General features: G+C 44.3%; 21 protein-coding genes and 1 pseudogene. 18 read left to right on the plus strand and 4 right to left on the minus strand.

Going from position 1 to position 23264, the window contains the following annotated elements; genetic code table 11:
* Positions 1-32: 32 nt before the first annotated feature.
* A complete protein-coding gene (locus DK430_RS04545; RefSeq protein ID WP_109077923.1) occupies positions 33-938 on the minus strand; it encodes a DMT family transporter in 906 nt (301 codons plus the stop codon).
* Between the two features lie 245 nt (positions 939-1183).
* On the opposite strand from DK430_RS04545, the gene DK430_RS04550 reads away from it, so the two are divergent.
* The 6 genes from DK430_RS04550 (at position 1184) to napF (ending at position 8833) form a co-directional block, all read left to right on the plus strand.
* The gene (locus DK430_RS04550; RefSeq protein ID WP_109077924.1) at positions 1184-3601 is read left to right on the plus strand and encodes a DmsA/YnfE/YnfF family dimethyl sulfoxide reductase; all 2418 of its coding nucleotides are present in this window, start codon (positions 1184-1186) and stop codon (positions 3599-3601) included.
* Positions 3602-3761: 160 nt separating this feature from the next.
* Positions 3762-6182 carry a DMSO/selenate family reductase complex A subunit gene (locus DK430_RS04555; protein ID WP_109077925.1) on the plus strand — a complete coding sequence of 807 codons (2421 nt, stop codon included), beginning with the start codon at positions 3762-3764 and terminating at the stop codon, positions 6180-6182.
* Positions 6183-6192: 10 nt separating this feature from the next.
* Entirely contained in the window at positions 6193-6810 is a 618-nt protein-coding gene (locus tag DK430_RS04560; RefSeq protein ID WP_109077926.1) for a DMSO/selenate family reductase complex B subunit, read from the plus strand.
* A gap of 1 nt (position 6811) precedes the next feature.
* Positions 6812-7651 (plus strand): dimethyl sulfoxide reductase anchor subunit family protein, encoded by an 840-nt coding sequence (locus DK430_RS04565; protein WP_109077927.1) that lies wholly within the window; start codon positions 6812-6814, stop codon positions 7649-7651.
* A gap of 38 nt (positions 7652-7689) precedes the next feature.
* A complete protein-coding gene (gene dmsD, locus DK430_RS04570; RefSeq protein WP_109077928.1) occupies positions 7690-8301 on the plus strand; it encodes a Tat proofreading chaperone DmsD in 612 nt (203 codons plus the stop codon).
* A 13-nt stretch (positions 8302-8314) separates the two neighbouring features.
* Positions 8315-8833, plus strand: a complete 519-nt coding sequence (napF, locus tag DK430_RS04575) for a ferredoxin-type protein NapF (RefSeq protein ID WP_109077929.1) — start codon at positions 8315-8317, stop codon at positions 8831-8833.
* Positions 8834-8886: 53 nt separating this feature from the next.
* Here the strand turns inward: napF and DK430_RS04580 are convergent, their stop codons facing one another.
* From DK430_RS04580 to DK430_RS04590, 3 genes are all read right to left on the minus strand, one after another.
* Positions 8887-9636 carry a protein-ADP-ribose hydrolase gene (locus DK430_RS04580; RefSeq protein WP_109077930.1) on the minus strand — a complete coding sequence of 250 codons (750 nt, stop codon included), beginning with the start codon at positions 9634-9636 and terminating at the stop codon, positions 8887-8889.
* Positions 9637-9757: 121 nt separating this feature from the next.
* Entirely contained in the window at positions 9758-10639 is an 882-nt protein-coding gene (locus DK430_RS04585) for an SIR2 family NAD-dependent protein deacylase (RefSeq protein WP_109077931.1), read from the minus strand.
* Between the two features lie 151 nt (positions 10640-10790).
* The gene (locus DK430_RS04590) at positions 10791-11636 is read right to left on the minus strand and encodes an SDR family oxidoreductase (protein WP_109077932.1); all 846 of its coding nucleotides are present in this window, start codon (positions 11634-11636) and stop codon (positions 10791-10793) included.
* Between the two features lie 163 nt (positions 11637-11799).
* On the opposite strand from DK430_RS04590, the pseudogene DK430_RS04595 reads away from it, so the two are divergent.
* The 12 genes and pseudogenes from DK430_RS04595 to DK430_RS04655 form a co-directional block, all read left to right on the plus strand.
* Positions 11800-11958, plus strand: a pseudogene (locus DK430_RS04595) (winged helix-turn-helix transcriptional regulator); the annotation flags it as partial.
* A 218-nt stretch (positions 11959-12176) separates the two neighbouring features.
* On the plus strand, positions 12177-13277 hold the full coding sequence (locus DK430_RS04600; protein ID WP_109077933.1) for a DarT ssDNA thymidine ADP-ribosyltransferase family protein: 1101 nt from the start codon (positions 12177-12179) through the stop codon (positions 13275-13277).
* A 7-nt stretch (positions 13278-13284) separates the two neighbouring features.
* Complete coding sequence (locus DK430_RS04605) at positions 13285-13989, plus strand: DarT1-associated NADAR antitoxin family protein (protein ID WP_109077934.1); 705 nt, start codon at positions 13285-13287, stop codon at positions 13987-13989.
* 6 nt (positions 13990-13995) lie between these two features.
* Complete coding sequence (locus DK430_RS04610; RefSeq protein WP_162616805.1) at positions 13996-14718, plus strand: SEL1-like repeat protein; 723 nt, start codon at positions 13996-13998, stop codon at positions 14716-14718.
* A gap of 234 nt (positions 14719-14952) precedes the next feature.
* Positions 14953-15315 carry a winged helix-turn-helix transcriptional regulator gene (locus DK430_RS04615; RefSeq protein WP_109077936.1) on the plus strand — a complete coding sequence of 121 codons (363 nt, stop codon included), beginning with the start codon at positions 14953-14955 and terminating at the stop codon, positions 15313-15315.
* 144 nt (positions 15316-15459) lie between these two features.
* Positions 15460-16365, plus strand: coding sequence for a glycine--tRNA ligase subunit alpha (gene glyQ, locus DK430_RS04625; RefSeq protein WP_204352518.1), 906 nt, complete (start codon positions 15460-15462; stop codon positions 16363-16365).
* Positions 16366-16414: 49 nt separating this feature from the next.
* Positions 16415-16678 carry a hypothetical protein gene (locus DK430_RS04630; protein ID WP_109077938.1) on the plus strand — a complete coding sequence of 88 codons (264 nt, stop codon included), beginning with the start codon at positions 16415-16417 and terminating at the stop codon, positions 16676-16678.
* Positions 16675-17043: a hypothetical protein gene (locus DK430_RS04635; protein WP_109077939.1), complete on the plus strand. Its 369-nt coding sequence runs from the start codon at positions 16675-16677 to the stop codon at positions 17041-17043. Before DK430_RS04630 ends, DK430_RS04635 begins: the two co-directional genes overlap by 4 nt.
* The gene (locus DK430_RS04640) at positions 17040-17492 is read left to right on the plus strand and encodes a hypothetical protein (RefSeq protein WP_109077940.1); all 453 of its coding nucleotides are present in this window, start codon (positions 17040-17042) and stop codon (positions 17490-17492) included. Before DK430_RS04635 ends, DK430_RS04640 begins: the two co-directional genes overlap by 4 nt.
* A 50-nt stretch (positions 17493-17542) precedes the next feature.
* Positions 17543-21973, plus strand: coding sequence for a S6 family peptidase (locus DK430_RS04645; RefSeq protein ID WP_109077941.1), 4431 nt, complete (start codon positions 17543-17545; stop codon positions 21971-21973).
* 17 nt (positions 21974-21990) lie between these two features.
* Complete coding sequence (locus DK430_RS04650; RefSeq protein WP_109077942.1) at positions 21991-22725, plus strand: glutamine amidotransferase-related protein; 735 nt, start codon at positions 21991-21993, stop codon at positions 22723-22725.
* Positions 22726-22777: 52 nt separating this feature from the next.
* On the plus strand, positions 22778-23143 hold the full coding sequence (locus DK430_RS04655; RefSeq protein WP_109077943.1) for an endonuclease domain-containing protein: 366 nt from the start codon (positions 22778-22780) through the stop codon (positions 23141-23143).
* Positions 23144-23264 lie beyond the last annotated feature (121 nt).

Raw genomic sequence — 23264 nt, forward strand, 5'->3', positions numbered from 1 at the left:
CGAAATTCATTGTGTTTTTCGACCGCACTTTTTCATTTAATCAACCGCCGTCCCCAGTGCATCAGGGCAAGTCCGGAAACCGCTAACAGCCCGCCGATAAATAATGACGAATCCACTTGCTCCTTCAACCAAATGGCGGAAAAGATAATGCCGAAGATCGGAATGAGCACGATGTAAGCGGCGGCATTGCCTGCACCTAAATGTTTCACCCCGTCAAAATACCACGCGTAAGCCAACACCGTGGCGCCTAAAGATAACCCGATTAAACTCATCCAAACGCTCTGCGACAGCGTCAGCACCGAGCGCCAGTCGGTGGTGTTTTCCAGCGTTAAGGCGGCGATAAAAAGTAAGAGGAAGCCGAACACGGACGACACGGTGGTGGCGGTGAGAGAATCAATGCCTTGTAAGACTTTGCGCGCTAACAAGGTGTAACTGACCCAGCAGAACATCGCACAGATGAGCAACACTTGCCCGAAGCCTAACGCCTCCAGCATTTGCAACGGATGCCCTTTCGTGATGGCGATTAACGGCCCGCTAATTGCCACCGCCATGCCCAGCAAAACCCATCGATTCCATTTTTCGTTAAAGAGGAAAATGGCAAAAATCATGGTGAACACCGGATTGGTGGTGACAATCACCGCCGCCTGCCCTGCCGGCACATATTTCAAGCCCCAGATAAAAAACGTGGAATAGGCGAAAATCCCTAACACCGCCGTGAAAAACAAGCCAAACCACTGCGCGGGACGTAGTGTTTTCACATGTTTAAACCTTGTGGCGGCATAAAGCCAAATCAACAGCGGAAAAATGGCAATGAAAAAACGGCTTGCCGACGCCGTAAAAGTCGGCATCGCTTGCGCCACCACTCGTCCCCAAGGCCAAGATGCACCCCATAAAATTGCCATGCCGATAAGTTGGAGGTGGATGCGGAGGTGGTTCATGTCGAGCGCCTTGTGATGAGAGAAGATGAGCAAATTTTACACATTAGTGTGTAAGATGGCTATGGGAGATTGTGGGGCTTCGGCGCATAAAGTGCGGTGAAAATAAAAAACGTTTTTAAAACTGACCGCACTTTTGGGCAATGAGGTCTGACCTTTAAATGCACGCCACTTTTTTTGATTTATGTCAGATACGAAAAGCACATTTTCTTTTTTAATGAAAAGGCAGTTCATTATTCCGGGAGAATATGATGGAAAAAACAATTCATTTAGCAATTAACCGCAGACTACTTCTTAAAACCGGCGCAGCCCTTGCCACGGTTTCTCAATTAAACCTTCCTTTTACCGCCAAAGCGGAAACCCGACCTATTACGGCATCTCACGAAAAAACCGTGTGGAATACCTGCCCCGGCAACTGTCACAGCCGTTGCGCACTTCGTTTACACGTGAAAGATAATGAAGTCTATCAAGTGGAAACGGACAACACCGGCGACGATATTTATGGTAATCACCAAGTGCGCGCCTGTTTGCGCGGACGTTCTATTCGTCGGGTGATGAATCATCCTGATCGCTTGAAATACCCTATGAAACGGGTGGGCAAACGCGGTGAAGGTAAATTTAAACGCATTAGTTGGGAAGAAGCCTTCGACACCATTGCCGATAACCTAAAACGCATTGTGAAAGACTACGGCAATGAGGCGGTGTACATCAATTACAGCTCCGGTGTAAGTGCAGGAAATATGCTCCGCTCGGCGGCACCGACATCTCCCTTTGCTCGCTTAATGAATTGCTATGGCGGTTATTTGAGTTATTACGGCACTTACAGCCGCGCCCAAGTTTCTATGGCGATGCCTTATACTTATGGCACGAACGAAGGCAATGCAACCTCTGACATCATCAACAGCAAACTGGTGGTGTATTTTGGCAATAACCCGATGGAAACCCGCATGAGCGGCGGTGGCATTACCTACCACTTGGAACAAGCACGCGAAATCTCGAAAGCGAAAATGATTGTCATCGATCCGCGTTATACCGATACCGCAGCCGGGCGTGAAGATGAATGGGTACCGATTCGTCCCGGTACAGATGCTGCATTGGTTGCAGGCATGGCGTATGTGATGATCAGTGAAAATTTGGTGGATCAAGCATTTTTAGATAAATACTGTGTAGGTTACGACGAGAAAACCTTGCCGCCGAGCGCGCCGAAAAATGCCCATTACAAAGCCTATATTCTCGGCTATGGTGAAGACGGTATTGCTAAAACGCCAAGCTGGGCGGCAAAAATCACCGGTATTCCGGAAGAAACCATTATTCGTCTCGCCCGAGAAATCGCTATGACCAAGCCTTGTTGTATCGTTCAAGGCTGGGGAATTCAACGTCAATCTAACGGTGAGCTGGCTGTCAGAGCAGTCGCGATGTTGGCTATTTTAACGGGCAATGTTGGGATTCACGGTGGCAATTCCGGTGCGCGTGAAGATACTTACAAAATTACCAATGTTAAATTCCCAACCCTAAAAAATCCGGTAAAAACCAAAATTTCTGTATTTATGTGGACGGATGCCATTGAAAGAGGGGCAGAAATGACCGCACTTCGCGATGGTGTGAAGGGCAAAGACAAACTCGATGTGCCAATTAAATTCATCTGGAACTATGCGGGTAATACCATCACCAACCAACATTCCGACATCAACAAAACTCATCGCATTCTGCAAGATGAAAGCAAATGTGAAATGATTGTGGTGGTAGAAAATTTCATGACGGATTCCGCCAAATATGCCGACATTTTATTACCGGATTTGATGATCACCGAACAAGCGGATCTCACCCCAAATGAATACGCCGGCAATATGGGTTATTTGATTTTCGGGCAACCTGCCACTAAAGCAAAATTTGAACGCAAACCGATTTATGAAATTGCTGGCGAGATAGCTAAACGCTTGGGGCAAGACGTGTACGATAAATTCACAGAAGGCAAAACCCAAGAGGATTGGATAAAGTTCTTGTATGCGGAAATGATGAAAAAAGACAAAGATCTGCCGGATTATGAAAGCATGAAGAAAATGGGTATCTTCAAAAAACGGGACCCGAAAGGGCATTTTGTGGCGTACAAAGCTTTCCGTGAGAATCCCGAAAAAAATCCGTTGAAAACGCCATCGGGTAAGATCGAAATCTATTCCGAAGCCTTAGCCAACATTGCGCAAACTTGGGAATTGGACGAGCAGGATGTGATTCATCCGTTGCCGATTTACCATGCCGGTTTTAACGGTGTAGATGATCCGAAACGCAAAGATTATCCATTCCAAATGATTGGTTTCCATTACAAAGCGCGTACCCATTCTTCCTATGGTAATGTGGATATTTTACAAGCGGCAAACCGCCAAGAAATTTGGATTAACCCGATTGACGCTCAAGCTAAAAATATCCAAGATGGCGCCATAATCCGCGTGTTTAATGAAAATGGCGAAGTTCGCATTGCCGCCAAAGTCACCCCACGCATCATGCCCGGTGTGCTTGCTATGCCACAAGGTGCGTGGCATAAAGCGAATATGCACGGCGATCAAATTGACCATGGTGGTTGTATTAATACGCTCACCACACTCCGTCCTTCCCCACTGGCGAAAGGTAATCCGCAACATTCTAACCTAGTGCAAATTGAGGCTATTTAATAACAATTATCATTATATCAATTTGATTTTAATCATCTTTTTAGCGTTTTTTTCTATTCATTTTTGTTCGTGTGATCGGGCTCAAATTTTGATTTTTTAAAAGATGATTAAATCAAAACTCTTTAGTAATTACTCAATCTGACTGTGGGGGAACGATATTATGAGTAATTTTGATCAAATGAGTCGCCGAAATTTTATTAAGGCGTCATCGGCAGGTGCGGCGATTGTCGCGGCAGATATCTCTCTGCCTTTCAATGCCATGGCGGCAGAAATGCCTGCTACACCTGAAAACAATGAAGAAAAAATTGTTTGGAGTGCGTGCACGGTAAACTGTGGAAGCCGTTGCCCGTTGCGTATGCACGTGAAGGATAATCGTATTACTTATGTGGAAACGGATAATACGGGCACGGAAACCTATAACGTCGATCACCAAGTGCGCGCCTGCTTGCGTGGACGTTCCATGCGCCGGCGCGTGTACAATCCTGACCGTTTGAAATATCCAATGAAACGCGTGGGCAAACGTGGCGAAGGCAAATTCAAACGCATTAGCTGGGATGAAGCCTTAACGGAAATTGCCGATGCACTCAAACGCAATATCGAGAAGTTCGGTAACGAATCCATTTATTTGAACTATGGCACAGGCACGCTTGGCGGCACGATGGCGAAATCTTGGCCGCCTGCATCCACCATGGTGGCGCGTTTTATGAACTGTATCGGCGGTTATTTAAATCACTATGGCGATTACAGTACCGCGCAAATTGCCGTAGGCTTGGATTACACCTATGGTGGTGGCTGGGCGTTAGGCAACGGCATGGCAGATATTGAGAATACGAAACTTATTGTGCTATTCGGCAATAACCCTGCTGAAACCCGTATGAGCGGCGGTGGTTTGACGTATTGTATCGAACAAGCCAAAGCCCGTTCTAACGCCAAAATGATCATCATCGATCCGCGCTATAACGATACCGGTGCCGGTCGTGAAGATGAATGGATTCCAATTCGCCCGGGTACGGATGCTGCGCTTGTCTCTGCCTTAGCCTATGTGATGATTAAAGAAGATCTCGTTGATCAACCTTTCTTAGATAAATATTGCGTAGGTTATGACGAAAAAACCTTGCATGCCGACGCACCAAAAAATGGCCACTACAAAGCCTATATTCTCGGTGAAGGCGATGACGGCATTGCCAAAACGCCTGAATGGGCGGCGAAAATCACCGGTATTTCGGCTGATCGCATTATTAAACTCGCCCGTGAAATCGGTGGTACTAAGCCGGCATTTATTTCGCAAGGTTGGGGGCCACAACGTCGCAGCAACGGTGAATTAATTTCTCGTGCCATTGCCATGTTGCCGATTTTAACCGGTAATGTTGGCATCCATGGTGGCAACACCGGCGCACGCGAAAGTGCTTACAGTATCCCATTTGTACGCATGCCGACTTTAGAAAATCCTGTGAAAGCCAGCATTCCGATGTTCTTATGGACAGATGCCATTATTCGCGGCACGGAAATGACCGCACTTACCGATGGTATTCGCGGCGTAGATAAACTTCCCGCGCCAATCAAAGTGATTTGGAACTACGCAAGTAACTGCTTGATTAACCAACACGCACAAATCAACCGCACGCACGATATTTTGCAAGATGACAGCCAATGCGAAATGATTATCACCATTGATAATCACATGACATCTACCGCGAAATATAGCGATATTCTGCTACCGGACTGTACCGCTTCCGAACAAATGGACTTCGCTTTAGATGCTTTTGTGGCAAACATGAATTATGTGATTTTTGCCGATCAAGTGATTAAACCCTCTTTTGAATGTCGTTCTGTTTACGATATGTTGAGCGATTTAGCAGAAAAAATGGGCGTGAAAGAGAAATTCACCGAAGGCAGAACGCAAGAAGAATGGTTACGCCATATTTATGAACAATCCCGTGCGCAGTTGCCTGAATTACCAACTTTTGAAGATTTCAGAAAACAGGGCATCTTCAAAAAAGTCGATCCAAATGGCTTTAAAGTGGCATATAAAGAATTCCGTGAAGATCCGGAAAAACATCCACTAAAAACCCCATCAGGCAAAATTGAAATCTATTCTTCTCGCTTAGCGGAAATTGCGAAAACATGGAAGTTGGAAAAAGATGAAGTGATTCATCCGTTACCGGTGCACGCACAAAGTTTCGAGCATTACGGCGATCCGCTCATGGAAAAATATCCGCTACAACTCAGCGGTTTCCACTACAAAGCCAGAACCCACTCTACTTATGGAAACGTAGATGTGTTGAAAGCCGCCAATCCGCAGGAAGTGTGGATGAACCCGATTGATGCGGCACCACGCAACATTAAAAACGGCGACATGATTCGCATCTTTAATGATCGTGGCGAAGTGCGCATTAATGTGAAAGTCACCCCGCGCATTATCCCTGGGGTGGTGGCATTAAGCGAAGGGGCGTGGTATGCACCGGATAAAGACCGTATCGACCATTCCGGCTGTATTAATGTACTGACAACGCAACGTCCGTCGCCACTGGCGAAAGGTAATCCGCAACATTCTAATTTGGTTCAAGTGGAACGCTTGTAGGGAGTGAATAATGGAACAATATGGTTTTTATTTTGATTCTGAACGCTGTACAGGCTGTAAAACGTGCGAATTAGCCTGTAAAGATTACAAAGATCTTGGCACGGACGTGAATTTCCGTCGCATTTATGAATACACAGGCGGCAACTGGAACCAACAGGCAGACGGTTGCTGGCATCAAGATGTGTTCGCGTATTATATGTCCATTTCATGTAACCACTGTGCCGATCCTGCTTGTACCAAGGTTTGTCCTACAGGTGCGATGCACAAAAATGAAGACGGCTTCGTAATTGTGAATGAAGAAACCTGCATCGGCTGTCGTTACTGCCACATGGCGTGCCCTTATGATGCGCCACAATATGATGCTCAAAAAGGTCACATGACAAAATGCGATGGTTGCTATTCTCGCGTGAAATCAGGTCAAAAACCGATTTGCGTGGATGCTTGCCCATTGCGCGCCTTGGATTTTGCCCCAATTGATGAACTTCGTGCAAAATATGGCGAACAGGCTTCTATCGCCCCATTGCCACCGGCTGAAATAACCCATCCGAATTTAGTGGTGAAACCAAACAAACACGCCCGTCCAAGCGGCGATACGAGTGGGTTCTTAGGCAACCCGAGAGAGGTGTAAGATGAACGCAGGATTACATGAACTTCCGTTAGTTTTTTTCACCGTGTTGGCACAAAGTGCGGTCGGTGCGTGGCTTGTTTTTACGTTCGTGCTACTTAGCGAAAAAAGTGCGAAAAGCCGCGCTTACGTTCACAAAGTGATGTTTGTGCTTTTAGCGTGCCTAGGTTTGGGATTTGTCGCTTCCATTATGCACCTAGGTTCCCCAATGCGTGCCTTCAACTCATTGAACCGTGTCGGCGAATCTATGATGAGTAATGAAATTGCAACAGGTGCAATTTTCTTTGCTCTTGCCGGTTTCTACTGGCTAATTGCCATGACAGGCAAAATGCCGGCAGCGCTTGGCAATTTATGGCGAATTTTGACCGCACTTGTGGGTGTGGTGTTTATGTATGCGATGAATCAGGTTTATCATATCGCCAGCGTACCAACGTGGAACACACCATTGACATCCTGGTCTTTCTATCTCACCGTGGCGTTAGGCGGTTTGGCGTTATCTTATGCGTTATTGATGCCGAACAAATCACGCGATTATCAACTCCATTTCGTGCCAAGCTTATTCACTCTTGCGGTGTTGTTCGTCGCCGTGGTGGCGGTATATCAAGGCTTTAGCTTGCAAGGCATTCATAGCGCCATCCAAAATGCTGCGGCGCTTGTGCCGGATTATGCCGTCATGAACGCGGTGCGCTTATGCTTGTTAGCGATTGCAGCATTCCTTTTATTCCGCGCGAAAAATGCCGGATTATTAGGCGCCGCAGTGATTCTTACTTTATTCGCTGAAGGCATTGGTCGTGTGATTTTTTATGGATTACATATGACTTACGGGATGGCAATTAGCGGTTAATACTAATTCAAAGTGCGGTCATTTTTTTCGGAGATTTTATGCAACACACCTTTCAACAGATTTCCCTTTACGGGCGTTTACTCGGTGCGGCTTTTTATTACGAACCGAGCGATTCCCGCCTTGCCGGCATTTTAGATTTCTTTCGCCAACCCACTTGGGCGCAAGAATGGGAAATTGAATGGGATGAAAAAACGCGCGAAAAAATCACCGCACTTATTGAACAAGGGTTACACCAAGATCTAAACGATCAATACCAACGCTTATTTATCGGCCCGAACGCTTTGCCCGCACCGCCTTGGGGTTCTGTTTATCTGGATCCGGAATGTGTCATTTTCGGTAATTCGTTGCTGGAATTGCGTGAGTTTCTTCGCCAGCACCAAATTGAATTCCAATCCCAGCAAGATGAACCGGAAGATCATATCGGGCTGATGTTAATGCTTTCTGCCTATCTTGCTGAAAATCAACCGCACTTGGTTGCAGAATTTTTGCGTCGTCACTTGCTTACTTGGGCACCTCATTGCCTGCAACAGCTTACCGCACAGGATGATTGTCCGTTTTATCAGGGGCTGGCGTTACTGACATTAACCACGTTGGAACAATGGCGCCAAGCGCTAAATCTCGTTGTACCGAACGTCCGTTTTTATCGTTAACGGGGAAGCGAAAATGCCAAAAAATGAAGCCTACTACCAAGCCTATTTAAGTCATAACCAAATTTCCCGTCGGGGGTTATTTCGCGGCATTTTCAACACGACGGAATACCCGCCTGTCGAAACTCGACGTACCGCAAATCGCCCGCCTTTTGCCGCGCGGGAGGATTTATTTTTGGCGGTATGTAACGGTTGTGGCGCATGCGTTTCCGCTTGTCAGAACGGTTTATTACGGGTGCAGGAAAACAAGGCGATATTGGAATTGGATTATCTGGCGTGCGATTTATGCGGCAAATGCGCTGAAGCCTGTCCGACTCACGCCTTGTATCCGCATTTCCCCGCCGACACCGAACTGCGCCCGTCATTCTCCGCAGAATGCCTGAAAAAACGGGGGCAATACTGCAGCGCTTGTATGGACATCTGCCCGCAACATGCCATTGACGCCGATTTAACGATAAACTGCGACCTATGCAATGGTTGCGGCGAATGCAAAATCGCCTGTTTTGTTTCCGCCATTCGGCTTGAACGCGCATAAAGTGCGGTCAAAATAAAAAACGTTTTTAACACCGACCGCACTTTTCCCCAACCTTATCCTGCCAACAGTTTTTGATAAATTTCCCGGTCCAAATCCTTAAACACATTAAATATCACACACATTTCCGGATTTTCCACCAAAAATGCCCGCACGGTTTTCACCGCAATTTCTGCCGCTTCTTGGTTTGGGAAACGAAATTCGCCGGTGCTGATGCAGCAAAATGCGACGGATGTTAGACCGCTTGTTTTGGCAAGTTTCAAGCAGGAACGATAGCAATCGGCAAGTAAAGTGCGGTCGGTTTCGGAAACGGCATCGTAAATAATCGGCCCGACGGTATGCAGCACAAAACGTGAAGGCAAATTAAATGCAGGCGTGATTTTCGCTTTGCCGGTGGCTTCCAATTCGCCTTGTGCGTTCATCAAGTCAAAACAGGCTTGGCGCAATTGTAAGCCGGTGGCGGAGTGAATGGCGTTATCGATGCAGGCGTGTAGCGGGTGGAAACAGCCGAGCAGTTGGCTATTTGCCGCGTTTACAATGGCGTCCACTTTCAAGCGGGTGATGTCCCCTTGCCAAAGGTAAATTTGCTGTGCGATGGGGGTGAGATCGTCCAAACTCACCACACCTTTTTGTCGGGTTTCCGCTTGTAACAGTTCGTCTTGCGCCACCCAAAATGTATCAGGGATTGGATCATTCGGGTTGTGCACGTTCATCACCGCGCGCAATAGTTGCCGTTGTTCATGGGGATTTTCTGGGACGTCCAAATCGGGGCGAAGGGTTTGGATAAGGAATTTGGTTTTGTTCATTTTATGCTCCTTAATTTCCTCTCACCCGCTTGCGGGAGAGAGACAGCCGTAAAGTGCGTTTAGCACTTGGAGGCAGAGAGAGGGGAAACGAGGCTAATTTTCCCCTCTTCCTCCAAAAATTCTACGAATTTTTTCCACCCTCTCCCGTAAACGGGCGAGGGGAAGTTAACGCAGAGATCACTTCCTTCGGAGCTTCCGTAAACGCTACCGTTCTTCCTGCCGTTTCCGCAAACCCTTCTGACTCATCACGGTTTAATCGCACTAACAAGCCGTTCGGGTTGTGGTAAACCATTTGCTCGAAAGGGTAGCGAATGAGCGTTGGCGTGTTAAAGCCTACCCCCAATTCTAAATAGACCGTTTCGCCTTTGAGGGCTTGTTCGGCAAATGCAACATAACGGGCGTGGGCGGCGTGCCAATCGGCGTTTTCCACAAAATTGCCGTCCACCCGTAAGTGCATTGCCATTTCGCCGCCGCATTTTGGGCAATGCGGCACAAGTGCGGTTGGAATTTCCAGCGTTTTTTCATCGGTTTCAGCAAGCCATTGTTTGACTAATTCTTCGTTGCTGTAAAGCGTATCATGGCAGGCGCGTTTGCATTGCAATTTGCCGTAGTCCCCTTGCATCGCGAACAAGCGGTTTGGGTTGAAGCCTGCTTTCTCAAATTGTGCGTCCACGTTGGTGGTGAGAACGAAATAGTTTTTATCTTTCACCAGCTCAAACAATGCACGATAAAGCGGCAACGCATCGGGCTGCCAGCGGTTGTGCCAAACGTGTTTCGCCCAATACGCCCATTTTTGTTCGGGCTTGTCGAAGGGATAAAAGCCTGCGGAATACATATCCGTCATACCGTATTTTTCGATAAAAGGTTGGAAGTTTTGCGTGAAGCGCACGCCACCGTAAGTTAGCCCTGCTGCTGCCGAAAAGCCCGCACCTGCACCGATAAGGATGAATTTTGCATTTTGTAGCGCGGATTTGACCGCTTGTAATCGGGTTTCAAAGGTCATTTTGTCTCCTTAAAGACGAAAAAGCCTAGGGTAACAAGTTACCCTAGGTTAGGCATAATTCAACCCCTTTGGGGTTGGACGTTAGAAGTTCCCCAAAGGGGAATGTTTATGCATAACCGTGGGCATCGATACCCACGGATCAAGCGGTTGATTACAGAGCCTGTTTAACCGCCACTTCTAACCCTGCTGTCGGGCGACCCAACAATTTCTCAAGAGTTTTGTCTTCTGAGAATAACGCACCGTTTGACGCGTCCACGTCCCATTGGGCGATTAAGCCTGCGAAACCTTCGTCTAAGCCTGCTTGTACCAACGCTGCGGCATAGTCTGCTGCGGGAATATCAACGTACGGGATGTCTTTGCCGGATTGTTTGCTGATTTCAGCGGCTAAGTCTGCCAAGGTGTAGCTGGTTGAGCCTGCAAGTTCGTAAGTTTGGTTTTCATGCCCTTCGCCTAGGGCAACGTTTACCGCTGCTTCGGCTAATTCAGCACGCAGTACCGATGCAATTTTGCCGTTTTTTGCCGAACCATAGAATGCGTTGTTTGCAAGTGCTGCCGGGATTGAAGCGGTGTAGTTTTCGGTGTACCAGCCGTTGCGTAAAATGGTGTAAGGGATGCCTGAGGCTTTTAATGCCGCTTCCGTTTCAACGTATTCGCCGGCGAGTGATTTCACGGTGTTATCGTTGGTTGCGCCTAATAAGCTGGTGTAAATAATGTGTTTCACGCCTGCTTTTTTCGCGCTTTCAATCACGTTGTTGTGTTGTGCGAAACGCTGACCGATTTCGTTGCTTGACACTAAAATCAAGGTGTCCACGCCTTGTAAGGCTTCTACTTGACCTTCGGTTTTTGAGTAATCAAATTTTCGGGCTTCAACACCGGAGATTTTTTCCGGTGAACGCACAAGGGCGATGACGTTGGCATTTTTCGCTTTTAATAAATCTAATGCGATAGCACCAAATTGACCTGTTGCACCTGTGATTGCGATAGTTTTGTTAGACATAATGTTTTCCTCTTTAAGTTTAAATTGACGTTGAACATTTGATTGTTCGCTTGATGTGACGTATTATATTTCATAACTTACTTTTGAGAAGTACTTACATAAACGTAAGTTTTGAGATTTTTTGAAAATAAATTTTAAGCGATTGATTTTTAAGGAAATAAAAATGGGAAAAAGTGTTGAGCGCGGCAATGTGTTGGCTTCTGCCTGCCCTTCCCGCCAAATTTTGCAGCATTTAACCAGCCGTTGGGGGGCATTGGTATTAGTGAGTTTGCATTCGGGAACGAAACGTTTTAGCGAGCTGCGCCGATCTGTTGGTGGATTATACGTTCACGGAGTTTGGTTTACAGGTGTTGAATAAATGCGTTGAATTAGGAAGATTGGATTAAATGATATGACGTTAATTATTTTGGTTTTGGGTATGTTCACTCACTTCTAAACTTTCCATTTTTTAGCTTATTTTTCAAAGCAGTATACTGCTTTTACTTTACCTTGACAGCTAAAGTAAAAACATATTGCTAAACAAAAAGAAAGTTAAAATTTATGGGAAGTTTTAATTACCATTCGGGCGTTAATTGGAATTTAGTATTAGATGCTGAACAATTATTGATTAGTCAAGTAATTGAACGCCGTAATATCCGCTGGCTTTGTCATTTTACCCCTCGCTCAAATTTAGAAAATATCAAACAGAATGGTCTAAAAACAAGGGATCAGCTTTTTTATGGGGAAGTGAAGGTGACAGATCCTTCTCGTTATGATCAATATAGTAATGCAATTTGTTTGTCTATTAGTCAGCCCAATAAATGGATGTTTAATAAGAAACAAGAGCAAGGTTTTGATCTTTGTTTACTATTAATTAATCCTGAAGTTTTATATCGGAAGAAATGTCTTTTTTATCCCCATAATGCTGCAACTGCAAGTTATCGTAATATTAATGTTGAAAGTCTAAAAGGCGAAAATGCATTGGAAAATATGTTTGCTAATCCGATTTCTTTCCAGAAATCAGGTAAAGCTCCTCAAGATATTTTTCGATTTCACTATTTATTAGATTGTGAAGCAACATCAGATCAAGCAGAAGTGCAATGTTTAGAAAATATAGAACTCCAATATATTAAGCATGTTTTTGAAGAGGATATTCCTTTAACTTATTATGAAATTTTAAATCAAATGGAACCTTCAAAAGGTTTTTATCCATCTATACAGGAACAATCTCAATTAGTTAAAGAAAGTACAGAGAGAAAATCAATTAGAGAGTTATTCCCTCATTTAGATACGCAAGCGGTAATTAGCGATATTGGAACAAATAAATGGAAGAACTCTAAAACTGAAAGATGGAATGATTCCTCTTTAGAAAGTGAGCTAGAGTCTAAAAAAGAAAAAATAGTTTTAGAAACTCAGAAAAAAGATGAAAATTATTCTAAGCCTGAACCAGATATAGCTGATTTATTAGGTTTGCTTGATCGAGTTGTGGATAAAACATTAGATGGTGTAGATAAAGCATTATACAAAGTAGCAGATAAAGCAGATGAGTTTTTAGAAAAAGATAAACCTAAGAAAAATAATTCTTCAAATTCAAGTTCATCAGGCGATGGTTGCTTAGTCTTTATTATTCTTATTATTTTAATAATCATTTTTGTGTTATAGGTAAAATATGGCAAAAACTATTGGGAAAACAATTAGACCTATTTTTATTCCTCAAAAAAATGGAATTGGTGTTATTGAACAAAATATCGAATTTGATTGGCATATGGGAATGAGTGCTGAGGTGCGTAGACGTTCCATTATAAGCCTGCATGAAAAAGCGAAAGAAGCAGGTTTTAACTATATTTTGGAAGCTTCAAGTAAGTCAGAACAGTCTATTGGAATTCAGTTAAGTGCTTTTTTCTTAAAGAATATTAAAGGTTATCCCGTCGAAAACCTTTTTCAAAGTAGCAAAGTGTTTGTAAATGGCGGACCTTATCGTGACCTTTTAACCGTTACACCGAGAGAAGCAAAAAAAGATAGTCGATTAAGAGAAAGTGGTGAGATGATTAAATTTACCTTTAATCAAAAAGATTTTCCGCTAGAGCCAAAAAGCCTTTTTTATGATTGGTTATATCTGAATGTGTTATTTTCTGATCGCAATATTGATTTAAAAGATGAATTTTTTAGTAACCATTTTGATGCCTTTAGCGATATTGAATTTAATCCACAAAAATCATTTAGTTGCCAAGCAAGAACATTAGCATTGTGTGTTTCGCTCTATGAAAATGAGAGTGTGCAAGATTTTATTCAAGATCCTGTGAATTTTTCACAACAATTTGATTTATATGAGAAAAAAACGCAAGAAAATATTCAACTTGGTTTAGGTATTTAGGAGGAAATGATGTTTCAGAAATTATTTCAGCAGATTTTCTCGTTTCAACCGGATCATGTAAAAATAATTTACAATGATGGTGTGAATGCATTAGCAAGAGGAGATCTAGATAAAGCAATTCCACTGTTTAAACAGATTTGTGAACAGCACCCTTCTGCTGCTTATAATTTAGGGCTTATCTATCTCGATGGAGCAGGACAAATTACACCTAAATATGGCTTGGCACGAAAATATCTTCAAATAGCGGATAGTTTAGGACATGAAAGAGCAAGAACTTCTGCCCAAATTATTGGCTTGAATGGCGAGCGTAAATTTTCACAACAAGAGCAATTGGAAGCTTTTTTCTTTGCTGTTGCACAATATGTTGCAGGTCGCCAACAATTAGGTAATTTAGCTTACATGATAGCTTATGATATTAAACGTAATATCTTAGAAACAAGTTCAAACGAGTGGTATAGTTTAGAACGTTTCTTATCTTATGAAGTATATTGTATTCGAAATTATGGTGATGAAGATGTGATGAAATTGTATGAAACTTCATCTCTAACTGATTGGTATATTACAGATGAAGAAGATTGGGAAAATGGTGAAACAGCGATTATTTCCGATTATCTAAATGAAAAAGTATTCGCAGCTATTATGCAATTAGGTCAAGGTGAATTGCAACTTAATAAGTTGGGAACGCTTAGATTGGCGGCTGTGAATGCTGTGTATGAGAATTATCTGTAAAAGTCTTAATTGTATATGAAATGACTAGATTGGCTTGAAAAATGGAAATAAATGCATACCACTAGAAAAAATGGAAAATTGGTTGTTACCTGGCATTCTTCATAGCCATTAGGAAATTTAGTAAATAAAATCGCTTTAAAAAGCGGTTTTTTATTGCTTAAACTTCATTTCTTACTTTTGGGAAGTAATTATGTTAAAGTAAGTTACTTTCATAAATTTATTAAGGAAATAAAAATGGATAAAAGTTTTGATCGTGGCAATGTGTTGGCTTCTGCCTGTCCTTCCCGCCAGATTTTGCAGCATTTAACCAGCCGTTGGGGGGCGTTGGTGTTGGTGAGTTTGCATTCGGGAACGAAGCGTTTTAGCGAACTGCGCCGATCTATTGATGGTGTGAGCGAACGTATGCTGACGAAAACGTTGCAGGAACTCGAAACGGATGGGATGTTGATTCGTAAATCCTATAACACCGTGCCGCCGCAAGTGGATTACACGCTCACGGAGTTTGGCTCGCAGGCATCCAATAAAATGTTTGAGTTGGTGGATTGGTTGGAAACGAATTTAGGGGAGATTTTGGCCGAGCGCGCGGGCAACGCATAGCATTTGCTGCGTCATTCTTCTTAAAGTGCGGTTGAAAATCCACGTGTTTTTTGCACCGCACTTTTTTCCGCCTTTCCTTTATCCCGCCTTGTGTTTCCAGTATAATGGCGCATATTTTCAACCCTTCAATTTATAGAACCGATGATGACAACATTTAACGTAAAAACTTTTCAGGGCATGATTCTTGCCTTACAAGAATACTGGGCGAACCAAGGTTGTACGGTAGTGCAACCCTTTGATATGGAAGTGGGCGCGGGTACATCGCACCCGATGACCGCTTTGCGTGCGTTAGGGCCGGAGCCAATGGCATTTGCTTATGTGCAACCGTCCCGTCGCCCGACCGACGGTCGCTACGGCGAAAACCCGAACCGCTTGCAGCATTATTATCAATTCCAAGTGGTGATTAAACCGTCGCCGGACAACATTCAAGAGCTTTATTTGGATTCCTTAAAAATGCTCGGTTTCGACCCGACGCAAAATGACATTCGTTTCGTGGAAGACAACTGGGAAAACCCGACGCTGGGTGCTTGGGGTTTAGGCTGGGAAGTGTGGCTGAACGGCATGGAAGTAACCCAATTCACGTATTTCCAACAAGTGGGCGGTTTGGAGTGCAAACCGGTGACCGGCGAAATCACTTACGGCTTGGAACGCTTGGCGATGTATATCCAAGGCGTGGACAGCGTGTATGATTTGGTGTGGTCCGACGGCCCGCTCGGCAAAACCACTTACGGCGACGTGTTCCATCAAAATGAAGTGGAACAATCCACTTACAACTTTGAATACGCCGACACCGATTTCTTGTTCTACTGCTTCGATCAATACGAAAAAGAAGCGCAATCCTTATTGGCATTGGAAAAACCGCTGCCGTTGCCGGCTTACGAGCGCATTTTAAAAGCGGCGCACAGCTTTAACTTGTTGGACGCGCGCAAAGCCATTTCCGTCACCGAACGCCAACGTTACATTTTACGTATTCGCGCCCTCACCAAAGGCGTCGCGAAAGCCTATTACGCCAGCCGCGAAGCCTTGGGTTTCCCGGGTTGTAAGAAGTAATGCAGAAAAGTGCGGTGAATTTTTACCGCACTTTTTAGTGGAGTTCATGATGAAACCGATTCTTTATTATGCCGAACAATGCCCCGACACTGCGCCGTTCGTGGCGGAATTAAAACGCCTAGGCGTGGAATATGAGGCTGTGGAAGTGCTGTCTTCCATTCCGAACCTGAAACAATGGTTGCGTTTGCGTGATCGCCATGCCGCCTTTGATAACGCTAAAGCACAAGGTTATGCCGGCTTTCCCGCCTTATTGCTCGAGGATGACCGTGTCATTTTAGACCTTAATTTGCTGCAAGAGACGTTTAAAAAATGATGAAAAAAGTCTTAAGTGCGGTCATTTTTAGCGGTGTTTTAAGCGCCTGTGCACACACTCAAAACGAACCGATTGGCGGACAAAAAGATGCACACGGTTGTTTGATTGCAGCGGGACAGAGTTATTCCTTTTTAAAACAACAATGTGTTCAAGTATTTGATATAGCGGATATTAAGTTCAACGATCCGACGAACGATATGCTGGCGGTATTGGGCATTTTATCCGAAGATAAACAACAAGTAGAAATCTTCGCTGCCGGTTTACCTGAAAACACGATTTTACAGGCGGTGAAAGGCGGCTATGCCTCAAAAGACCGTAAAGTGCGTTTAATCAAAACGAAGAAAAGTTGGAAAATCCGTAGATGATGCCAAAGCAGAAAATCAGTTTTTGGCAATTTCTGTTTAAAATTGGCGATGATTACCTGATGTTTTTACGCAATTTAACGCCGGTGATTTTATTTTTATCACTGGCGTTATTTGCATTGCCGCACATTCGTGTCGAACGCTGGAATATGGATGATGTTATTTTGGCGATTTTTTCCGCTAGCGCTTTTTTCATTGCCGCCAGCGTGATGTTGGTCAATTTGGTTTCTTTTGCCAAAAAAACGTTGAAAGCGTTACGAATTTTGCATAATCAGGAAGAAAAAGACACAGAAGGTTGCTTTGAAACCTTGAAAGAACTATGGCATGCAACCAATGCCAAACAGCTACTGTTTTTTCTGACGGTGACCGTCGCCGCCATAATTATGGTGCTGATTTACGGCATGAACTACGCTTTTAATTTTTATCGAACCATTGCCAGTATTGCGGAATAAGATAACCGCACTTTTATCATTATATTTCAATTTATTAACCTACCAATTTTATGAAAAAAACAATCTTTAAACCGAATTTATTAACCTTATTTATTTCCTCCGTTCTTACGTCCTCCGCTTTCGCCGGACACGTCCGTTCCGACGTGGATTATCAATATTTCCGTGATTTTGCCGAAAATAAAGGCAAGTTTACGGTGGGGGCGAGCAATATTGAGATTTTTGATAAATCAGGCAATTCGTTAGGCTTGATGATGAAAAATAACATTCCGATGCTTGATCTGGCAGTCTTGAGCCGTAGCGGTGTCGGCACCTTGGTGGGCGATCAATATATCATCAGCGTGGCGCATAACAGCGGCTATGGCGATGTGGATTACGGCGCCGAAGGAAACAATCCCGATCAAAAACGTTACAGTTATAAGTTGGTGAACCGTAATGATTACCCCAAAAAACCAACAGCCGAGCACCCACTTCCATGGGATTATCATCAGCCGCGCCTGAATAAATTCGTTACCGAAGTGGCACCCATTGACATGATCGAAGATGGTATGCACGGTAGTATTTACAATAATCGTACCCGTTATCCAATGCGCGTGCGTGCAGGTACCGGTATTCAAAAAATTCGTAATCCGGATGGTTCTTTAACGGATTTGGTGCGCGCTTATAACTATCTGACTGGCGGTAATGCACAAATTGGTGGTGGTCGTGATAGCTGGATTGACATGGGCGGCGATTTATTTGTTGCCAATGATTACGGTCCGATGCCGATTGTGGGCGATGGTGGCGACAGCGGTTCACCGATTTTTATCTATGATGCAAATAAACAAAAATGGTTTGTCAATGGCGTGCTAAATTTCGGTAACGGCGGGCAGGGCAATACTTACAGCGTGGTGCGCCCTGACTATTTTTATGAAATTTTAGAACGCGATTCTTCTACTGTTATTCAAAATGCGAATCCGAAAAATACTTATCTTTGGCGCAACGAAAATAATGGTAACAGCACATTTAGCCTAAATGGCAAAACCGTTGCCAAATTGGGACTTGCCAACAATGCGGATGTTGATCATGGTAAAAATATTACCTTTGTAGGTTATCAACCCGCAACCGTTGAGTTGGAAAATAGTATTAATCAGGGTGCCGGCGGGCTGTACTTCCAAGGCGATTTTACCGTTCGCAGTAAAAATAACAACGACACTTGGTTGGGCTCGGGGATTTCTATCAGCGAAGACAGCACTGTGAACTGGCAGGTAAAAAATCCGAAAGGGGATCGCTTATCAAAAATTGGCGTCGGCACGTTGGAAGTCAATGGCACCGGCGAAAATCTGGGCGACATCAGCGTGGGCGACGGCAAGGTGATTTTAAACCAAACGGCAGACGCAAACGGCAAACAGCAGGCATTTGCCAATGTGCAAATCGTCAGCGGTCGCCCGACGGTTACTTTGGCTGCTGAAAACCAAGTCAATCCAGACAACATTTCCTTTGGTTTTCGTGGCGGACGATTGGATGTCAACGGGCATGATTTAACCTTTAACCGCATTCAAAACACCGATGAGGGTGCGCGCATTGTCAATCACAATAAAGACAAAGCGGCAAATATCACGATTCTTGGCAACAAAACCATTAACAAAGAAAGTGATATTAACCAGTCTAAAGCCATTGCCTTTAACGGCTGGTTTGGCGAAACCGATAGTGGATTGCATAACGGCGAGTTAAATTTAACCTATGCACCGACTCATGCCGAAAGCCAATTATTGCTTTCGGGCAGCACAAATCTAAAAGGCAACATTACACAAAAGGATGGAACGCTGGTATTAAGCGGTCGCCCAACGCCACACGCCTATAATCATTTAAACAATAAAAAAGCCATTGATTATCCAAAAGGCGAAGTTATTTTTGAAGATGATTGGCTTAATAGAACATTCAATGCCGAAAAATTTATCATCAACGGCGGAAGTGCGGTCGTTTCCCGCAACGTTTCTGAAGTACGTGGCGATTGGCAGTTAAGCAACAACGCGAGTGCCACTTTAGGTGTTGCCGATAAGCAAGAAAACTTTATTTGCCAGCGTTCCGACTGGACGGGGCTGACCACTTGTAGCAATCAAACCCTATCCGACAAAGCCTTTGCCAGCATTGAACGCACACAAATTAAAGGCAATTTTACCCTTAATAACACCGCTAAATTGTCAGTGCTTGGGCTTGCTGACGTAACGGGCAATGTGGCGTTAAATGCACAAAGCCAATATCGTTTAGCCCATAACGCAACGCAAACCGGCACGCTTGCGGTGAATAACCAGGCGACGGCAACGGTAGAAAAGGCGACGTTGAAAGGCGATGTTACGCTTTCTGATCAAGCAAAATTAAATTTAATCAATACCCGTTTTGATTATCAAATTCAGGGAAGCAAAGACACGCAGGTTTCCTTGTCGGATAACGCCAACTGGACGCTGCCAAGTAGCACAACGATTGGCAATTTAAATCTTGATAACAGCCAAATTACGCTGAATCCGGATTTTACCGCTCAAGCCAACAACCAAACCTTTAACACGCTTACCGTGCAAGGCGATTTAAGTGGAAACGGCACCTTTAATTACCGCACTTATTTGCAGGAAAACAAAGGCGATCACGTGGCGGTAAACGGTTTGGCAACAGGGAATTTTGTGCTAAACGTGCGTAACACCGGTTCGGAGCCACAAACGCTGCAAGAGTTAAGCTTGCTAACACTTAAAAATGCGGCTCAGACGAACAATGTGAATGTTTCTTTAGGCAGTAACACCGTTGATTTGGGCGCGTACCGTTACGAGCTAAAAAATGACAACCACGACTACCGCTTATACAACCCGAAAAAAGAGCAAGAATTGGCAGAACAAGCTCGTTTAGCGGAAGAAAAACGTAAAGCGGAAGAAGCTGCACGAATCGCTGAAGAAAAACGTAAAGCGGAAGAAGCCGCTCGTTTAGAAGAAGAAAAACGTAAAGCAGAAGAAGCGGCTCGTCTCGCGGAAGAGAAACGTAAAGCCGAAGAAGCAGCTCGTTTAGCGGAAGAAAAACGTAAAGCGGAGGAAGCAGCCCGTTTAGCAGAAGAAAAACGCAAAGCAGAAGAAGCGGCTCGTCTGGCGGAAGAAAAACGTAAAGCGGAAGAAGCCGCTCGTCTCGCGGAAGAAAAACGCAAAGCGGAAGAAGCAGCTCGTTTAGAGGAAGAAAAACGCAAAGCGGAAGAAGCGGCGCGTTTAGCCGAAGAGAAACGTAAAGCGGAAGAAGTCGCGCGTCTAGCGGAAGAAAAACGCAAAGCCGAAGAAGCCGCGCGTTTAGCGGAAGAAAAACGTAAAGCGGAAGAAACCGCGCGTTTAGCGGAAGAAAAACGTAAAGCGGAGGAAGAAGCCCGTTTAGCAGAAGAAAAACGCAAAGCAGAAGAAGCGGCTCGTCTGGAGGAAGAAAAACGTAAAGCGGAAGAAGCCGCGCGTTTAGAGGAAGAAAAACGTAAAGCCGAAGAAGCGGCGCGTTTAGCGGAAGAAAAACGTAAAGCGGAAGAAGCCGCACGTTTAGTGGAAGAAAAACGTAAAGCAGAAGAAACAGCACGTTTAGAAGAGGAAAAACGCAAAAATCAACAACCAAAACAAAAAGAGTTGATCAGTCGTTATTCTAACAGTGCGCTTTCTGAGCTTTCTGCAACGGTAAACAGCGCGTTATTGGTGCAGGAGCAAGTCAATAAACATTTGGAATCGGATGACCGCGCTCAGGTCTGGGCGAATACGTTGAATGCTTCCCGTCGCTATGACGCCGATGAATTCCGTGCGTATAAACAGAAAACTTACCTCAATCAAGTGGGCGTTCAACATATTGATGATCGCTACAGAATGGGCTTGTTGTTCTCTCACGCGAAAGCGGATAATACCTTTGATGACAATATCAGTAGCAAAAATAGACTCACGATGTTGTCTGTTTTTGGCAAATACGATTTTGAGAATGGATTAAATGTCATGGCTGATGCCGGTTATGGCATAAGTGCGGGCGAAATTCGCGGTGAATCGCAAGATGGCAAAATGAAACGTCATGTGACATCTTTTGGTGTCGGCATTGGTTATAAATTAAACATTCATAACTTCTCGATTAAACCGAATGTGAGCGTGCATCGCTATTTCCTATCTTCCGATAGCTATAGTTATGACAACGTTTATGTTCATTCGCCATCCGTGAATTTCAATGCTTACCAAGCGGGTGTGACGGTGGATTATGCCTTTATGCCTTGGCAAGGTGTGACAATCCGCCCGTTGGTTAGCGTGAATTATGTGGATGCCTCCGATTCCAAGCTGACTGTACAAGTCAACCAAGTGCCGTTGATGCAACGTTTTGACCGTTATTGGCAACAAGAAATTGGTGTAAACGCCGGTTTTGGCGGCTGGCAGATTGGCACTTATGCGTCCCAATCTCGTGGTAAACAGTTGGATAAACAACGTCAACTTGGTTTGAAAGTGGGTTATCGCTGGTAACGAAAAAAGAGGAAAACATGCATATCCATTTCATTAAACACGAAAGTTTTGAGCAGGCGGGCGCTTATTTAATTTGGGCGCAACAGCGCGGTTATGAGATTTCTTTCAGCAATGTGTATCTGCGTGACAAGCTGCCGGATTCTGCCGATAAAATGGATATGCTGATTGTGTTAGGCGGACCACAAAGCCCGGAGAAAGACGAAACGGCATTTCCTTATTATGATCCGCAGGCGGAACAACGCCTAATTCAACAGGCGATTCGCGCCGACAAAGCGGTGGTGGGCGTCTGTTTGGGCGCGCAACTGATTGGTGCAAGTTATGGCGTGGGGTTTTCTCACAGCCCAAATAAAGAAATCGGCAATTTTCCGATTTTTCTGACCGACGCCGGCGCTAAAGATGATAAAATCGCCCACATCGGTGCGCAGTTGACGGTGGGACATTGGCATAACGATATGCCGAACCTCACCGAACAGGCAGAAGTGCTGACATATAGCGAAGGTTGCCCGCGACAAATCGTGCGTTATGCGGAGTTAGTTTACGGTTTGCAATGCCACATGGAATTTACGCAGAACATAGCGCAGGATATTGTGCACATAGAAAAACAATTAAATCGCTTAAGCGAGCAATATCCTTATGTGCAAGCTGCTGAGCAAATTGTCAATTTTGATTATCGGAAGATGAACGAGGCGCTATTTCTGTTTTTGGATAAACTGGTTGCGGCGTATTTAAAACAGAAGGAAAAAACGTTTTAAAAAATGACCGCACTTTAATTAGAGTTTGCTTTGATATAGATAGAATGTTCTTATGCAACCTTATGAAAAGTATTTAAAAGTCAATGCTCAGAAGCTTCGAGCCAATCAAACCGATGCGGAAAATAAACTTTGGCAAAGAATCAATCGGGATCAATTATTAGATTTTCGGTTTAATCGCCAAAAGCCACTTTTAAATTATATTGTGGATTTTTATTGTGCTAAGGCGATGTTGATTATTGAGTTAGACGGTAGCCAACATTATGAGCCTGAATATCAAGAAAAAGATGCATTGCGAGATGCGGAGTTGGCTTCGTTAGGTTTTACCGTGATGCGGTTTAGCAATGATGAAGTGATGCTTGAAATTGAGAGTGTGGTTGAGCAGATTTATTTATTTTTAGAGAATGTAAGGGTTAATTGAGTATGAGGTTGGATTAATTTCTGCCACAAACGCTTGCGTTTGAACGTTGCTTTAGCAACGGCACGAAGTGCGAGCGAAGCGAGTAAATCTCCCCTACCCCTCTTTGCTAAAGAGGGGAATT

The organism is Aggregatibacter kilianii, from assembly GCF_003129965.1.
In the GTDB taxonomy this organism is placed as follows: Bacteria; Pseudomonadota; Gammaproteobacteria; order Enterobacterales; family Pasteurellaceae; genus Aggregatibacter; species Aggregatibacter kilianii_A.

Bases quoted from the DNA above. Each gene is read 5' to 3' on its own strand.
- DK430_RS04545 (WP_109077923.1), bottom strand. From the start codon at position 938: ATGAACCACCTCCGCATCCACCTCCAACTTATCGGCATGGCAATTTTA.
- DK430_RS04550 (WP_109077924.1), top strand. From the start codon at position 1,184: ATGATGGAAAAAACAATTCATTTAGCAATTAACCGCAGACTACTTCTT.
- DK430_RS04555 (WP_109077925.1), top strand. From the start codon at position 3,762: ATGAGTAATTTTGATCAAATGAGTCGCCGAAATTTTATTAAGGCGTCA.
- DK430_RS04560 (WP_109077926.1), top strand. From the start codon at position 6,193: ATGGAACAATATGGTTTTTATTTTGATTCTGAACGCTGTACAGGCTGT.
- DK430_RS04565 (WP_109077927.1), top strand. From the start codon at position 6,812: ATGAACGCAGGATTACATGAACTTCCGTTAGTTTTTTTCACCGTGTTG.
- dmsD (WP_109077928.1), top strand. From the start codon at position 7,690: ATGCAACACACCTTTCAACAGATTTCCCTTTACGGGCGTTTACTCGGT.
- napF (WP_109077929.1), top strand. From the start codon at position 8,315: ATGCCAAAAAATGAAGCCTACTACCAAGCCTATTTAAGTCATAACCAA.
- DK430_RS04580 (WP_109077930.1), bottom strand. From the start codon at position 9,636: ATGAACAAAACCAAATTCCTTATCCAAACCCTTCGCCCCGATTTGGAC.
- DK430_RS04585 (WP_109077931.1), bottom strand. From the start codon at position 10,639: ATGACCTTTGAAACCCGATTACAAGCGGTCAAATCCGCGCTACAAAAT.
- DK430_RS04590 (WP_109077932.1), bottom strand. From the start codon at position 11,636: ATGTCTAACAAAACTATCGCAATCACAGGTGCAACAGGTCAATTTGGT.
- DK430_RS04600 (WP_109077933.1), top strand. From the start codon at position 12,177: ATGGGAAGTTTTAATTACCATTCGGGCGTTAATTGGAATTTAGTATTA.
- DK430_RS04605 (WP_109077934.1), top strand. From the start codon at position 13,285: ATGGCAAAAACTATTGGGAAAACAATTAGACCTATTTTTATTCCTCAA.
- DK430_RS04610 (WP_162616805.1), top strand. From the start codon at position 13,996: ATGATGTTTCAGAAATTATTTCAGCAGATTTTCTCGTTTCAACCGGAT.
- DK430_RS04615 (WP_109077936.1), top strand. From the start codon at position 14,953: ATGGATAAAAGTTTTGATCGTGGCAATGTGTTGGCTTCTGCCTGTCCT.
- glyQ (WP_204352518.1), top strand. From the start codon at position 15,460: ATGACAACATTTAACGTAAAAACTTTTCAGGGCATGATTCTTGCCTTA.
- DK430_RS04630 (WP_109077938.1), top strand. From the start codon at position 16,415: ATGAAACCGATTCTTTATTATGCCGAACAATGCCCCGACACTGCGCCG.
- DK430_RS04635 (WP_109077939.1), top strand. From the start codon at position 16,675: ATGATGAAAAAAGTCTTAAGTGCGGTCATTTTTAGCGGTGTTTTAAGC.
- DK430_RS04640 (WP_109077940.1), top strand. From the start codon at position 17,040: ATGATGCCAAAGCAGAAAATCAGTTTTTGGCAATTTCTGTTTAAAATT.
- DK430_RS04645 (WP_109077941.1), top strand. From the start codon at position 17,543: ATGAAAAAAACAATCTTTAAACCGAATTTATTAACCTTATTTATTTCC.
- DK430_RS04650 (WP_109077942.1), top strand. From the start codon at position 21,991: ATGCATATCCATTTCATTAAACACGAAAGTTTTGAGCAGGCGGGCGCT.
- DK430_RS04655 (WP_109077943.1), top strand. From the start codon at position 22,778: ATGCAACCTTATGAAAAGTATTTAAAAGTCAATGCTCAGAAGCTTCGA.